Source organism: Bifidobacterium sp. ESL0732 (genome assembly GCF_029395535.1).
In the GTDB taxonomy this organism is placed as follows: Bacteria; Actinomycetota; Actinomycetes; order Actinomycetales; family Bifidobacteriaceae; genus Bifidobacterium.
Window position 1 is genome coordinate 983049 of sequence record NZ_CP113920.1, and the last position, 14565, is coordinate 997613.

The window sequence follows — 14565 nt, forward strand, 5'->3', positions numbered from 1 at the left end:
GCCGGCGTCGATTTGCTAAGTTAACATATAAAGATTTGGATACGTTAATCTGATGTCACTAGATGATAGAGAATTACTACTGATTAAATTTTATTTTTTTATGATGAAGCTCAAAGGATTCATTGTTGTGTGATTCAAACTTTTAAGAGATAGATTTATAAGGAACAATGTTGTTACAGTCCAGATCCAATAAGGGTGATTGATTATGTCGGTAATTGTTTTCCATATAGTATTTTGACTAGATTTGCAGAATCAAGAGTATTTTCGCTATCCCATCAAGAGAAATTTAGAGTTTGGTCTAATCTGATTCAGATTTTTGTTCGAGGTTGTTCGAAAAAGGTTTTAAAAACTTACTGTAGATAATTTATTGTAATGGCATAGTTTGGTAATATCTTACGGATATACTTATCGGTATGTGCAATGAAGACATGAACTCGAATAATGACGAGAATAAATTAGAGCCTTTATATCCGAAATATTCAAATGCATATCATAAAAGATATGTAAACCATCTTGAGGATGCACTTAAAGATTACAAAAATCATAATATAGCTTTATCGGGTCCATTCGGTTCAGGGAAAAGCAGTATTTTGGAAAAAGTCTATGAGCGGCATAGGTCTAAAACAGTGAAGGTTTCTCTTGCTCTTTTGGCTTCCAACGCTAGTGTACAGGGTAATGCTGATTCTATGAATGAAGCTTCAAGTAGTAATGCAGAGAGAACTCTTTCGGTTAATGTGAATGAGCGTTTTGAAGAAGCAGAACCCCTAAATAATATATTGCAAAAAGAAATTGTGAAGCAGCTACTCTATAGTGTTGATTCAACAAAGTTGCCACGGTCTCGTTTTCATGGTATTAAATCTGTTCCGTGGCTTAAACTGTTTGCCGCTAGCCTATTTTCTGGTGTGGTTGGGGCAGTTCTTTTTATGGCTTTTGGATGGTATTCCAATTTAAAAAATGTTCTGTTAGGGATAGATTTTCCTGTCATTGACGAGATTGTGAATCAAATAAATAAGCTTGATCCGTCAAAATTTGCCATTACGAGTGAAGAATTTCTTTGTTCTTTGTTGGTTGTGCTTTGTTCAATAGGAATAGGGATTCTATTCTATTTGAATATTGGAAGACTCAGCTTAAAAGGTATGCGTATTGGTGAAGCTGAACTTAATTTTGATAATAGTGATTCATCTGATCCCTACTTTGAAAGGTATCTTGATGAGATAGTCTATTTTTTCAAGAGTACCGGCAAAAGAATAGTTATCTTTGAAGATTTGGATCGCTTTAGTGATTCTGCAATATTTGATTCTTTGCGCGAGTTAAACCTAATTTTAAATGCAGGAGCAATGACAAAAAATTGGCATGGCGAGTTTAGAAACTGGTACAGGCCAGTACAATTCGTCTACGCAATAAAAGATAACATATTTCCTGATCAAATTGGACATGATTCCAAAGGCACGGTGCCTTTCTCACGTGCAAAGTTTTTCGACGTAATCATTTCAGTTGTTCCTTTTATTTCTCATGAGAACGCTTATCGAATAGCCATGAATTTATTTAAAAAAGATTTGCCTGAGTTGGATGAAGAGGTACTTGCAATAGCATGTAAACATATTCCCGATGAAAGAACTTTGACTAATATTCATAATGAATATATTTCATACTCAGAAGAATTTTGTTCGGCTTATAAGCGTATTTTCCATAAGAAACTTCTATCTAATAAAACCGATGGAAGCAGAATTGACGCTAGTGGAAAGCATTTTAAAGAGATCACTTTTGGCGATAATGAAACAGGTTTGTCTTATTCGAAACTTTTAGGGTTTCTGATTTACAAGAATGTGTATGTTACGGATGCGGTGAAATTACAAAATCGGAATAGTGGATTGGACAAGTTGTATAACGATTACTGTGAAATCCGTGATAGTAATATGAAGCTGCTGTCACAGAAAGTGAATGATTTGCAAAAGCGTTATTCGGCAATCGGTGACAAGAGTGACAGCCAATATGCTCAGCAGTTGCATGATGAATTATGTGATGTAATTCAAAAATGTTTTAATCGTCCAATTCTACAATTGCTTATTAGATGGTCAATTGGTGAGCATAGCGAGGCATTCGATGATAAAACAATAAGTGTACCCGACTTTTGGAAGAAATTTTTAGATCTTGGTAACGACACAAAGATACAAATTGATACCGTTGATCAGTATGGTCGGCAAAACTTTTTGTTATTTCTAACTAAAATACAATTAAATGGATTGTTGCATAAGAATCTGAAAATATTTACTTGGGAAAAGGACAAGCAAAACAAACTTTTAGATCAAATTGAAAGTTTAGTCAAGCAACAAGAAATTTTAGCTGTTGCTGACTTTGACTATTTCATGGCACACGATACATGGAAAACTAAGACAGGTTGTTCATTGGACGAATGTGTTTCAAAGTATTTTAAAATTAATAGTCGATTGATTTCTGACTTAATTAAGAATGGCTACTTAGCACAAGATTATGCTTTGTATTTTACTGTTCCCGATAGTGGAATAACTCCTGAGGCAAGAGACTTTATGTACCATGTTATTGACTTGAACCAAGTGGGAGGGAACAAGACATTTCGATTTGGACTTGGTGAAGAGGGTGCCAAGGATGCAGTGAAATCAATGGAACTAAGGAAAATTGATTTTGCTGATCCTATGACTTACGACATCGATATTCTTGATTACTTGTTTGACAAGCAGAACAAGAAAAATATTGCCTCATTGCCGGATAAAGAAGATTATAATGAATAAAAGAAGTGATGGTTCAAATGATAGAAACTTAATTGCACTTAAAAGGCAATTGGGCTCTTTAAACTTTGTAACGGAATCAGCTTTTAATTTTCTCTGTGCCTATCTTAAAGAAGGCAAACACCAAAAAGAGTTGATAGACGCGCTTACTCCATACAACGAGCAAATGTTGTTCTTTCTGTTCGATCAGGAGCCAGACGAACAGAGAAGAAAAGAATACGTTGATGTCGCATTAAAGAATTTGAGCATCGATCGTAGATATTTCGAAGAGGAGAATATTTATGGAGAAGGTGCATATTATGGCTTAGATGGTAATGAGAATGCTGAGGAAGAAGTAGAGGTATTCCAACAATATTTCCAAGATCATATTCATGAATTCGATGCATTAGTGGCACATCCGGAGGCTGCGGACAATTTGACCCCAGACCAAGCAAGAGCATTCGTAATTTCTTGGCAGAATAATGGTAATGATCTTGGTGAAATCGTTAATTTATCTGGTTTTTTCGACACTGTACAGAAAGCATTCGTGAAGTATGGTCTGTATGAATACAATCGGCATAATCTCCTTATAGCGTTAGGTAATGAAGATTTTATTCCATCGTTGAATCAACTGGTGGATAAATACGATGATATTGAAAATGACGATGAAACTTCGATAAGTTATAAAACACTTGAGAATCTTAACGCCTATCTGAACGACGTATTGGAAGATGGTGAATACTCGTTAGATACAAACAACGATGCCGAGCTTCTGAATATACTAAAAATAATTGAGACTCACGTGGACGATTCTTATAAAATCAGTACATTGGATGAAATTCTGAAGAAGAGCAGTCCGGATGTCATCGCAGAAGCCATTGGTACTCAATTGTCCAGCGGTGGAAACGGCCTTGACGAGATGACTTGGCATAGATTCGCTCCTGCGTTGTTCAGAACCAAAAGAGTAAAACCCACTTTTATGAATATAGAAGTGTGCGCTAATGAATATCCAGAAAAAGGTTTGGATACGCCTTTTGACAGCAAAGACCCCGTTCCTTTGATTGCTGCTGTTGTTGATTTTCTCAAGGATCGTAAAGCTTGTTATGCGATTACCAATGTAGACGACGTGTCAGAAGATCGTCAACTTAAGCTAGCTGCACAAATAATCAATATTCCCTCTTTTCCTCTTTCACGGAAAATTGAACTGGTTAAGAGTTCTTGGGAAGGGGCTTTATCTTTGCAAAATTACTTAAAACCGGAAGATGTTGATTTGAGTGCGCTAGATAAAACTGATGAATATGGGCGACTTATGGTTTCAGGTATTATTGCTGATGACGGAGAAACGTGGCAAAGGTTGCCAAGCGATGTAGATTGGTCAGTAAAATCCGAGTTTATTAAAAGGTCAAAAGGCTTTAGCACCTATATCGATGAGAAGACAAATAGCGGAATTGTGCTAGGCCAAGATGATGCTTGTCATGTATTAGTAGATTCGTCTATTTCTGACTTGCAACTAAAAAAGAAAATTTGGGAACAGGGCGATTTGTTTCTTTCGAATGTTGCTTTTGACAACTTGTATCAGGCATATCTTGTCTCGATGCCAACTAATGAAGATTTAGGCTTACCGTCGCCGGATATTTTGCGCAGATTACGTGAACATGAATATACGTATGAAAGATTAGTAGAATTACATGAGGCAGGAATAAATAATGCTTTTCTTGTTGATTTTCTCGTGTCTTCTCTGAACAATCTAAGTTATAAAGAAATAATCAAAGTCCTTCGTTCATGCGGTGGCCCAATGGCTGGATCTTATGATTATTCAATTCTTACCACGCCAAGTAAAAAACTTAAAATTGAGCTTGACGACACTCCTCAGAATCAAGCAATACTCGAGTATTTCCTTTATTTGAAGCCCGAACGCATACAACTCCTGGAACCGATTACACACAAAAATGGAAAGCTATGCACGAAAAGACGAGCTATTGGGGTTTGGAATAAACTACAACGTAATTCATGAATTCTGAGTTGGAATTCACATGATCTAGGATACTAAAAGTTAATAATACAGGCTGCTTTATGGATATAAGGTGGAGCGTAGGCCGCAAATTGCGGATTGGGACAGTATCTGATTAATTCAACGAAGCTGGATTTTGTAATGGTAATTACTGTCAACCTCAAGATTTTTATGTCATGTCCACAAAGGTTTCACGATTTTTCCTCGTTTCTGCAGAGACATCAATATAAACACCGCAATCACACCGCACACCAGCACTGGAACGATGCTGGCTTCGAAGCCGAAGGAGCCACCGGTCAGGATTGCGGAGCCTTGCCAACTCGCGATGAGCCATGACGATTGCTTGCCGGTTCCGGAGACGACGGAGCCGAATATCGGGTCCTCGGCGACGTTCCACATGGCGTGGAAGCCGATGACCCGCCACAGTGATCTGGTCCACGCGTAGATGGCGGCGAACAGCATTCCAGATTCTATTGCGAGGGCAGGTGCTCCCTACAGCGTCGCTCCGAGGTTGTTCAGGTGCATGAGCCCGAACAACAGACCGGAAACCAGAACGCCGCCCCACGTCCCGATCCATTCCTCGAGCAGTCTGAAGATGATACCGCGGCACGCGATTTCCTCGCCGATGCCGCCGCAGACGCCCATGACAAAAATATCCATCCACGGCGAGTAGTCCGGGTTGAAGCCGGTGACGCGGTAGTTGCCGGTAAGGAAGAGGATGCCGATGCACAGGGCGATGACGCCGAAGCCCGCGAACATTCCAACCAGTAGGCCGGGAAACCGTGAGAGCCTTAGTTCGTAAGGGTTCCTACGCTTTTCGAGCAGCATCACCACTATGAGGTAGGCGATGACGACCGCCGCGACTTCCAGCGGGGCTGATACCGACATGGACAGCATCCAACGGTTTTCGCCGCTGGCGTGGCGCTGGATGTGCAGAACGTGCTTGACCAGCATGAAGGCGGGAACATAGAGCAAAAGGAATATCAGGATGAAAGCGAGAAGATGCACCAGCATCCGGACGGCGGTCTGCTTCTTTCCGGTTTTCACGTCCTCATGGTCTGGCGTCAGCATCATGCTCATCTCAACAGAAATGCTACTTCTGAATAAATAATAATGATAATCTACTACCTATAAAGTAATTGAAGGTTAAAAGCAAAGGAAGAAATCGCGATGGAGCGGATTGAAATTGCTTGCGGTGGGATCGATGAGAATGGCCGGTTTAAGATCGAATTCACAGGGCGGGGCCGCGATATATCTCCTGAATTTACGTTTTCGGGCATCCCGGATGAAGCCAAGTCGCTGGCCATTGTGCTGCGAGATATGGGTCATCCGTTGTTCGGCGAAATGACGCATTGGATTATTTGGGATTTGCCGGTTATGGAGATTTTGCCGGCAGGTATCGTCAGGGGAGCGCGGCCTGGAATCGGTGATGCGGTTCAGGGAATGGCGTACGGCTGGCATCGTTACCGCGGGCCGAAGCCGCCGAAGGGAACCAGCCACCGTTACGAATTCACCGTCTACGCGCTCGATAGACAGCTTGGGCTTACGCCGATGACCTCTTACCGTCGGCTTAAAGCCGAGATGGGCGGAAAAGTACTTGGCACTGGCAACGTTGAGGGAACGTTCGAATAAATTCGTTCAGTGTCAGCCATCTTGGATAGCTCTCTATGGCGGGGCATGAACAAGGTTGAATTTGGACAAATAATACGAGCGAAGCGGCATTTTGATTGAGCTATCGAAAATTTTCTATTTCGGCTTACATCAAATTATCGGAAATACGTGGAGCGTTGGTTTAGGAATATCGATTATCTGGACTTCACGCGTTTGAGAACAATACGGTGGCCATTGCGTTTTCGCGACTAAACCGAAATGCCGGCAAAGCAAGCATGCTTTTATGGATTGATGAGAACGAGTGTGTCTTCTTCTAGACGCATGATTTGGTGTTCAAGTGCTTGAAGTTTTTATAGTTGACGATAGATGTCGTTATATGACGATGAATACGATTCGAAAGGAACGATGATGACGGTACTTGAAGAAAACTACACTCTGAACAACGGGGTGAAGATCCCCAAACTGGGATTTGGAACTTGGCTGATTGATGATGACAAAGTCGGATCGGCGGTGCAGATGGCGCTCGCGTGCGGGTATCGCTACGTTGACACGGCTCAGGCTTACGAGAATGAGCGTGGTGTGGGCGAAGGCGTTCGTGCTTCGGGCCTCAAACGCGAGGATGTGTTCGTGAGCACGAAGGTGAGGGCCGAACACAAGGACTACCAGTCCGCCAAGGATTCCATTGAAGCCTCGCTTAAAGCCCTCGACATCGACTACATTGATCTGCTGCTCATCTACGCGCCCGAACCTTGGGCTCATTTCCATGAGGGCGACCATTGCTTCGAAGGCAACCTCGAGGCGTGGCGGGCGATGGAGGAAGCCGTGAAGGCTGGCAACGTGCGTGCCATTGGCGTTTCGAATTTCGAGGATGTTGACCTCGATAACATCCTGCAACACTGCGAAATCAAGCCGGCGGTCAACCAGCTGCTCACGCATGTGGGCAACACGCGTTTCGACCTGCTCGACACCGCCAAGAAGAACAATATTCTGGTCGAGGCCTATTCGCCAATCGCCCACGGCGAGATGGCGGGCAACCCGACGCTCACCAAGATGGCGGAACGTTACGGCGTCTCCGTGCCGCAGTTGATGATTCGCTACTGCTTGGAACTCGGCACATTGCCGCTGCCCAAAGCTTCTTCCGAGGCCCATATCAAGGCCAACGCCGAGGTCGATTTCAGTATCAACGCCGAAGACATGCAGACGCTCCGAGATATGCCAAAGGTCAGGGATTATGGCGAGGCTAGCGATTTCCCCGTATTCAGCGGCCGCTAGTCTTCCCACCGGTTTTATCGATAACCACCTATACGTCGATTGATATGCAACCTGGTTTGTCGGAAAACCAATAAGCAGGAAGCGTATCGTATTTAATTAATTCCAGCAGAAAAGAGATAAAGAAAATGGCAACAACATTCACGAATCCAAGCCCGTTTCCTATGGGCCGTCCCAACGATGCCTACGCCCAGTATTTTGACGGTCAGAGCTACAACGCTCCGCTGGGTGGCACGGACCAGGCCAGGGTCGCCAACGTGACCTTCGAGGCCGGTTGCAGGAACCATTGGCATATCCACCACAAGGCCACTCAGATTCTCATCGCCGTGGGCGGCCGTGGTTACTGCCAGTTCGAGGGTGAGCCAGTGCGTGAGCTGCGCCCTGGCGACGTGGTGGTGGTGCCGCCGGAAACCAAGCACTGGCACGGCGCGAGCCCGAATGAACCGTTCTCTCACATAGCCGTGATGGCTTCTGAAGAGGGCGCTTCGAATGAATGGCTAGAACCGGTCGACCCTGAAGAATACGCCAAACTGAACTGATCGGCATTGCTGAGAGGTGCTCTGAGTTATCCGGAGTATCCGAATCTAATAAATGATGTAGCTATAGTTCGAAGCCTGACTCACATATGATTAGGGTCTACCGAACGAAAGGAATGTAATAATGAAAGCTGGAATGTTTGTGGAACCGGGCAAGGTGACCGTCACCGATGCACCCATGCCGGTCATCAAAAAGCCGACCGACGCGGTCATCCGTATTCTGCGGGCGTGCGTCTGCGGGTCGGATCTGTGGTGGTTTCGCGGCATCTCGAAACGAGAGAAAGGTTCGCTGACCGGTCATGAGGCCATCGGTATCGTCGAAGAAGTTGGCAGCGAGGTCACGCATGTGTGCCCTGGCGATTTCGTTATCGTCCCGTTCACGCATGGCTGCGGGAAATGCGCCGCCTGCCGTGCTGGTTTTGACGGGAACTGCATGAATCAGGAGTCGGGTGGCAATGCCGGCTACCAAGGTGAATACCTGCGGTTCACCAATGCCGACTGGGCTTTGATTAAGATTCCCGGCAAGCCCAGCGACTATTGCGACGACACTCTCAATTCGCTGCTCGCCCTTTCCGACGTTATGGCCACGGGTTACCACGCCGCCGCCAGTGCCGAGGTGAAAGAAGGCGACACCGCGGTGGTCATGGGCGACGGGGCCGTAGGACTTTGCGGAGTGATCTCGGCCAAGTTGCGCGGTGCCGAACGCATTATCGCGATGAGCCGGCATGACGATAGGCAACGTCTCGCGCGTCAGTTTGGTGCGACCGATATCGTGCCCGAGCGTGGTGAAGATGCTGTCAAGCGCGTCATGGATATGACGGACGGTGACGGGGCAGATTCTGTGCTCGAATGTGTGGGCACGCAGGAATCCACCGCGACGGCGCTTCAAATTGTGCGTCCAGGAGCTGTCGTTGGTCGCGTCGGCGTTCCGCATGGCAAAGAGATCGACACTACGAAACTTTTCTGGAACAACACCGGGCTTCGTGGCGGTGCCGCATCCGTAACTACGTATGACAAGAATATCCTGCTCAACGCCGTTCTTGATGGTCGTATCGAGCCCTGTCGCGTGTTCACTCAACGCTTCGACCTCGACCATATCCAGCAGCCCTATGAGGCCATGGATCAGCGCGAAGCCATCAAGTCCCTTATCATCGTGAGCGAAGCGTGAAATTCTCATAGCTTGGTGACGCTGCTCGAATTCGCCTCAAAGCAGCCGAAACTCAGGCCTTTCGCGCCACAATCGAGAACGTCAGGGGGATGCGCGGGTAGCCTTTGGGCATGTGCCATGACTCGTCTTGTTTGTTGTATTCGAGCATCGGCAACGATTGCCAGTCGGAAACGTCGTATTCGCCGATCCGTTCGATGCGCAGGCCTGCGTCGATGAGCACACGCGTGATCTCGTCGAAGTCGTGGGCCCAGTTATGGTTGTGGATATGGGTGATTTTCGGCGCTTCCGAGCTTTCATTTCCGGCGGACTTGTCCGAATCCGTGTAATCGGAATTCTCCGTTTGCGGAGCCATCGTATAAGTGTTTTCAGTATCGTATGAATCCTCGGTACCTGGAAAATAGCTGTTGCCGATGCTCAAGCCGTCATCGCCGAGCGCAAACAGCAACGGATGGTTGTCGCGAATCATAAAGACGCCGTTCGGTGCCAGCAGCTTAGAGATGGATTGTGCCCATTCCTCCAATGCCGGCAGCCATGTCACCGTTCCGACGCTGGTGACAATGACATCGAACTGTCTGCCCGGAAGCGCTTCGGCCGCTTTGCGAGCGTCGGCTTCGACATAGGTGATATCCTCTCCGGCCTGTTCGGCTATCTGACGGGCGTAACGCAGCGAGGCAGGGGAGAAATCTAACCCGCAGACGTCTTTCGCGCCGAGTCTCGCCCAGCAGACGGTGTCGGTGCCGATATGGCATTGCAGATGCAGCAGCCGCTGGCCGCGGACCGAATGGTTCGGCAGGTACGGTTTCAGCACTTCGTAATCACGTCTGACAATGGGATTCGAGAGGGGCGAGCCGCCAATCAATGCGTCGATATTCCCGTATCCTCCGTTGAAATGGACTTCGGCTCGGTCGTCCCAATTCTCGCGATTTTCTTCGATTTCCTGTGAATCGTTCTTTATGGAATCATGCTCCTGCGGGTTGTCAACATCGGCAGTCATAAATAATCGGCTTTCTTCCGGTTGTTTCTTCTCAATCACGACAACCTTATCAGAAAGCCGATTGATTTTTTCGGTTTGGTCTTTTACTCGATAGCTGTGTTGATGGCATCTGCAACTTGGCGAGGGTCAGCTACGCCGAGCACAAGGCGATCAAACTCCTCGTCATGAAGCTGGATGACGAGTGGCTGTTCCGGTTGGGCGATGTTCCAGAACTCGACATCACCGTCGGGGAACTTGAACGTGCCAGCCTTTTTACCAGGGGTGGCCAAGCCGGGGTCGCGGAACGCGCGTCGTCCGGACATGTTGAATCCGGGATCGAGTGTAGCGCCGGCCACATGAAACAGCGGAATTTCGAGATTACCCTTGAACGACCAAAGTTTGTTGAGACCATTCGGAACGACTTTCAGGGTCTTTCCTTCGATGGTCACGGTGTTGCTGCCTTTTTGATTATTTTGTATTTCGGACATAGTGATACTTCTTTTTTATAATCTTGGTTTTAAAAAGATCGATTGATCGGATATCTACGGATAATGTTGATTCAATCAGTCATCGGCTTTGTGGCAATTCCAGCACGATTAAGCAGATTGTCCCCGAGCGCCTGTGGTAGCAATACTGCATGCTCGGGCGGAATCAGAGATCGCCACTGAGCGATGATATCTCGAACCTTCGCGTTATGGGGCGCAAGTTCCAGGCAGGCGATGGTGACAACTGTCAGAACGTCAACTGAAAAAAGGCTATTTGCAGGTAATTGCGGTTCAGGTCGGATCGTCTTTCGGCTAGCTTCAGACTGAGCCAATGGGGAAGTGGTGTTGGTGGGAACGTCATCGCCTTCGCCCTCGCTGGATTCAGATTTATTTGCCGATTTGTTCCTGAACGTAGCGTTCAACGTACTCTGCAACACTTTCAGGAACACCCCGCGTTTGCTTCCAAACGCTTGGTAAAGGCTCCCGCGTTTGAGCCCGGTCGCAACAACGAGGTCGTCGATTGAGGTGGCGTCGTAGCCGTGCACACAGAAAACTTCGCGACATCGTTCGAGCACTTTGTGTTCGTCGAAACTTCTCGGTCTTGCCATACGTGTCACTATAACAATTTTTGAACGAATAGTCAAAAATAAATCTGATATGTATTATTTCAATTAATTAGGTCTCGAATAATCTTCTCCAAGTCGAGGTTGGCAAATCTTTCGGGCTAAAGCGGAAATCGTTGATTTCCTGAATGGCATTGCTGTAGCGTTGACGATACATTCCGGAGCGATCCGGCCGATTCGGCCATGGGTTATGCAAGGGGGCGCCGAGAAGCGCGACGACAGAAAAGTATCGGAATGTGGATAAGGATAGGAGAGCAACCATGAAATTAGCCGTTCATGATTTGTTGATGCTCAACACCGGCGAGACGCCGAAAGAGAACGTGCAGAAAACCAAAGGACTGGTGCAATATGCCGAAAGCCTCGGATATAGCCGTTACTGGTTCTCTGAGCATCATGGCTTCCCGGCCAGTGCGAGCATTGCGCCTGAACTGCTGGTGGCCTATTACGCGGCCGCCACGAAGACGATGCGCCTTGGAACAGGCGGTACCATGATCATGCATTATTCCCCGTTGAAGATTGCAGAGACCTTCAAGACGCTCGAGGCGATTGCACCGGGACGGATTGACTTGGGTCTGGGACGTGCTCCGGGCGGCGGCCCTGCGGAAATCATGGCCTTGTCCGAAGGGCGACCGATGCTGGATCGTGATCCGCAGATGTATGGCAAGATCAATGACATTCTTGCGCTGCTTACCGATGGAAGAGCCACGGAGGCGAGCCCGTTATACCGCAACGTTTTCGCTGCCCCCAATACCGGTGATGACGTCCCTCAGCCCTGGATGCTTGGTTCGAGCGGTCAATCGGCGATGAAGGCGGCCGAACTCGGCCTGGGCTACAGCTTCGTGAAATGGTTCGGTTACAATCCGGGCATTTCGCCTGCGGTATTCCAATCCTATCGTGATTCCTTCAAGCCGAGTGTCTTCTTCGACCATCCGATTGTCAGTATGGATTATCGAGTGCTGATCACCGACACTGAGGAAGAGCTGCATCGTCATGAAAAATCGTTCGAACTGTCGTACCTGACCTTGGGCCAGCCGCAGGCCACATTGGTCTCGCCAGACCGTGCTGAGTCGTACGTCTACACCGAGGCTGACGAAGCTCGCTTGAAGCACGCCTACGACAACAGGATCTTGATCAAAGGCACCAAACAGCAGGTCAAGGACATCCTTGACGAGGAGATCGCGGCCTACCATATCGATGAATTGATGGTTCACGTTCCGGTCTATAGTCTCGAGGCTCGCAAGAACACGTATAAATATCTCGCAGACATGTATCTGTAAGTTGCCGCTGGCTTTGGTCGCGATTGGTGAGCCAGGCTCGATGATAATTTGAATATCTTCCTTTTATGGCTTGTCGGAATATTTTGACCCGGTAGCACAGATATGAAAAGGGAATCCTTCTCGTGCGAACAAACACGTGCGAGAAGGATTCCCTTTTTGCTGTTTAGACGCAGAAACTGTGCGTCATTCCACTTTCACTTGATATCGTCGAGATTCAGACCAAGCGTTTTGGCCACGCGGGTGCCATAGTCGGGGTCGGCCTGATAGAACTGGCGGGTCTCGAGGACCTTGATTTCCTCGGCGTGCTCGCCCTCGACCTGACCTAGGTTGGAGGCGATGGTTTCGACCAGACGTTGCTTTTCGTCCTCGCTAAGCACGTTGTAGAGCGCGCCGGCGGCGGAGAAGTTGTCGGGCTCGTAGGCGGCATAGTTGCCGGTCTTGCCTTCAAGTTCGTCGCCATGGTTGCGGGCAGAATTATCTTCCGTCGGACCGTCGAAGCTATTCGGCTCATAGTCGACGGCGCCGTCTTGCGCGTTGTTCGACATAAAACCGTCACGCTCGTAGTTGTGCGTCTCGACCACCGGGCGGTTGACCTTGAGCTGCTCGTAGTTGGCACCGAGGCGATAGCGCGCAGCGTCCTTATAGGCGAACAGGCGGCCCTGCAGCATCTTGTCGGGGGAGGGCTCGATGCCCGGCACGAAGTTGGACGGGGCGAACGCGGATTCTTCGATGTCCTCGAAGTAGTTGTCGGGATTGCGGTTCAGAGTGAATTCACCGATCTCGACCAGCGGGTAGTCCTTGTGCGAGACGACCTTGGTGATGTCGAAGATGTCGTGCTTATAATTCAGCCCCTCCTCGTAGGGAAGAATCTGCACGCAGACCTTCCACGACGGGTAGTTCTTCGATTCGATGGCGTCGAACAGATCGTGCAGCAGGTAGTCAGTGTCCTCGCTGGCGGCCTTGGCGGCGGTCTCATTGCTCATGTTCTGCACGCCCTGCTCGCTCATGAAGTGATACTTGATCCAGAAGGCGGTGCCGTCGGCGTTGACCCACTTGTAGGTGTGGCTGCCGTAGCCGTTCATGGTACGGTAGCTGGCCGGGTTGCCGCGATCACCCATCAGGTAAGTGACTTGGTGTACGGACTCGGGGGAGTGCGACCAGAAGTCCCACTGACGGGTCTGATTACGCAGGTGGGTGCGCGGGTCGCGCTTCTGGGAGTGGATGAAATCGGGGAACTTCAGCGGGTCATTGATGAAGAAGGTCGGCGTGTTGTTGCCGACGATGTCGTAGTTGCCCTGCTGGGTGTAGAAACGCAGTGCGAAGCCGCGCACGTCGCGCATGGTATCCGGATAGCCGAGCTCGCCGGCCACCTGCGAGAAGCGCAGAAAGACCGGAGTCTCCTTGCCAACGCCGTTGAATACGTCGGCTTTGGTGTACTCGCTCATGTCCTTCGTGAGTTTGAAGGTGCCGTAAGCTCCAGCGCCCTTGGCGTGCACCACGCGCTCGGGGATGCGTTCGCGGTTGAAGTGTGCGAGTTTCTCCACCAGCTGGTAGTCCTGCAGGAGCACCGGGCCGCGTACGCCGGCGGTCTGCGAATGTGTGTTGTCGGCCCACGGCTGGCCGGAAGCGGTATTGAGATTAGCAGTCATTGAAATCCCTTTCTTAACGAGAGTTAGGAAGAAGATAACAATTCTTTGGGCTTAAAACAAGGGTTCTACGCTCTTTTGTGGGCTTTTCTACATTTGTCGTTAAGGCCCTTGACAGCTCGGTTTTTCAATGGTTCCAGCTGCTTGGAAGCGTACGAGGCGAAATTCGAATTTTCACTTAGCGAACGAAAGAAAAGACGATTTATAACGCTTGAGGTATTG

General features: G+C 48.1%; 11 protein-coding genes and 1 pseudogene. 7 read left to right on the top strand and 5 right to left on the bottom strand.

From position 1 onward, the window contains the following. Positions 1-428 precede the first annotated feature (428 nt). Together OZX70_RS03725 and OZX70_RS03730 are read left to right on the top strand one after the other, a co-directional pair. Positions 429-2768: a hypothetical protein gene (locus OZX70_RS03725; protein ID WP_277181882.1), complete on the top strand. Its 2340-nt coding sequence runs from the start codon at positions 429-431 to the stop codon at positions 2766-2768. After that, positions 2761-4758 carry a hypothetical protein gene (locus tag OZX70_RS03730; RefSeq protein ID WP_277181883.1) on the top strand — a complete coding sequence of 666 codons (1998 nt, stop codon included), beginning with the start codon at positions 2761-2763 and terminating at the stop codon, positions 4756-4758. The genes OZX70_RS03725 and OZX70_RS03730 overlap by 8 nt, the downstream gene beginning before the upstream one ends. A gap of 171 nt (positions 4759-4929) precedes the next feature. Here OZX70_RS03730 and OZX70_RS08985 read toward each other — a convergent pair. Next, positions 4930-5835: pseudogene (locus OZX70_RS08985) on the bottom strand (CPBP family intramembrane glutamic endopeptidase). A gap of 90 nt (positions 5836-5925) precedes the next feature. Here OZX70_RS08985 and OZX70_RS03745 point away from each other — a divergent pair. From OZX70_RS03745 to OZX70_RS03760, 4 genes are all read left to right on the top strand, one after another. Further along, entirely contained in the window at positions 5926-6387 is a 462-nt protein-coding gene (locus OZX70_RS03745; protein WP_277181886.1) for a YbhB/YbcL family Raf kinase inhibitor-like protein, read from the top strand. Positions 6388-6771: 384 nt separating this feature from the next. Further along, positions 6772-7638 (top strand): aldo/keto reductase, encoded by an 867-nt coding sequence (locus OZX70_RS03750; RefSeq protein ID WP_277181887.1) that lies wholly within the window; start codon positions 6772-6774, stop codon positions 7636-7638. 125 nt (positions 7639-7763) lie between these two features. Beyond that, on the top strand, positions 7764-8174 hold the full coding sequence (locus OZX70_RS03755; RefSeq protein WP_277181889.1) for a cupin domain-containing protein: 411 nt from the start codon (positions 7764-7766) through the stop codon (positions 8172-8174). A 121-nt stretch (positions 8175-8295) separates the two neighbouring features. Continuing rightward, complete coding sequence (locus OZX70_RS03760; RefSeq protein ID WP_277181890.1) at positions 8296-9339, top strand: zinc-dependent alcohol dehydrogenase family protein; 1044 nt, start codon at positions 8296-8298, stop codon at positions 9337-9339. Between the two features lie 52 nt (positions 9340-9391). Here OZX70_RS03760 and OZX70_RS03765 read toward each other — a convergent pair whose 3' ends face one another. The 3 genes from OZX70_RS03765 to OZX70_RS03775 form a co-directional block, all read right to left on the bottom strand. Continuing rightward, on the bottom strand, positions 9392-10333 hold the full coding sequence (locus OZX70_RS03765; RefSeq protein ID WP_277181891.1) for a methyltransferase: 942 nt from the start codon (positions 10331-10333) through the stop codon (positions 9392-9394). Between the two features lie 83 nt (positions 10334-10416). Further along, a complete protein-coding gene (locus tag OZX70_RS03770) occupies positions 10417-10800 on the bottom strand; it encodes a hypothetical protein (RefSeq protein ID WP_277181892.1) in 384 nt (127 codons plus the stop codon). Positions 10801-10871: 71 nt separating this feature from the next. Next, the gene (locus OZX70_RS03775; protein ID WP_277181894.1) at positions 10872-11405 is read right to left on the bottom strand and encodes a helix-turn-helix domain-containing protein; all 534 of its coding nucleotides are present in this window, start codon (positions 11403-11405) and stop codon (positions 10872-10874) included. Positions 11406-11680: 275 nt separating this feature from the next. Between OZX70_RS03775 and OZX70_RS03780 the strand changes: the two genes are divergently transcribed. Then, positions 11681-12697 (top strand): MsnO8 family LLM class oxidoreductase, encoded by a 1017-nt coding sequence (locus OZX70_RS03780; protein WP_277181895.1) that lies wholly within the window; start codon positions 11681-11683, stop codon positions 12695-12697. 194 nt (positions 12698-12891) lie between these two features. Here OZX70_RS03780 and OZX70_RS03785 read toward each other — a convergent pair whose 3' ends face one another. Further along, the gene (locus OZX70_RS03785) at positions 12892-14346 is read right to left on the bottom strand and encodes a catalase (RefSeq protein ID WP_277181896.1); all 1455 of its coding nucleotides are present in this window, start codon (positions 14344-14346) and stop codon (positions 12892-12894) included. Positions 14347-14565: the final 219 nt, after the last annotated feature.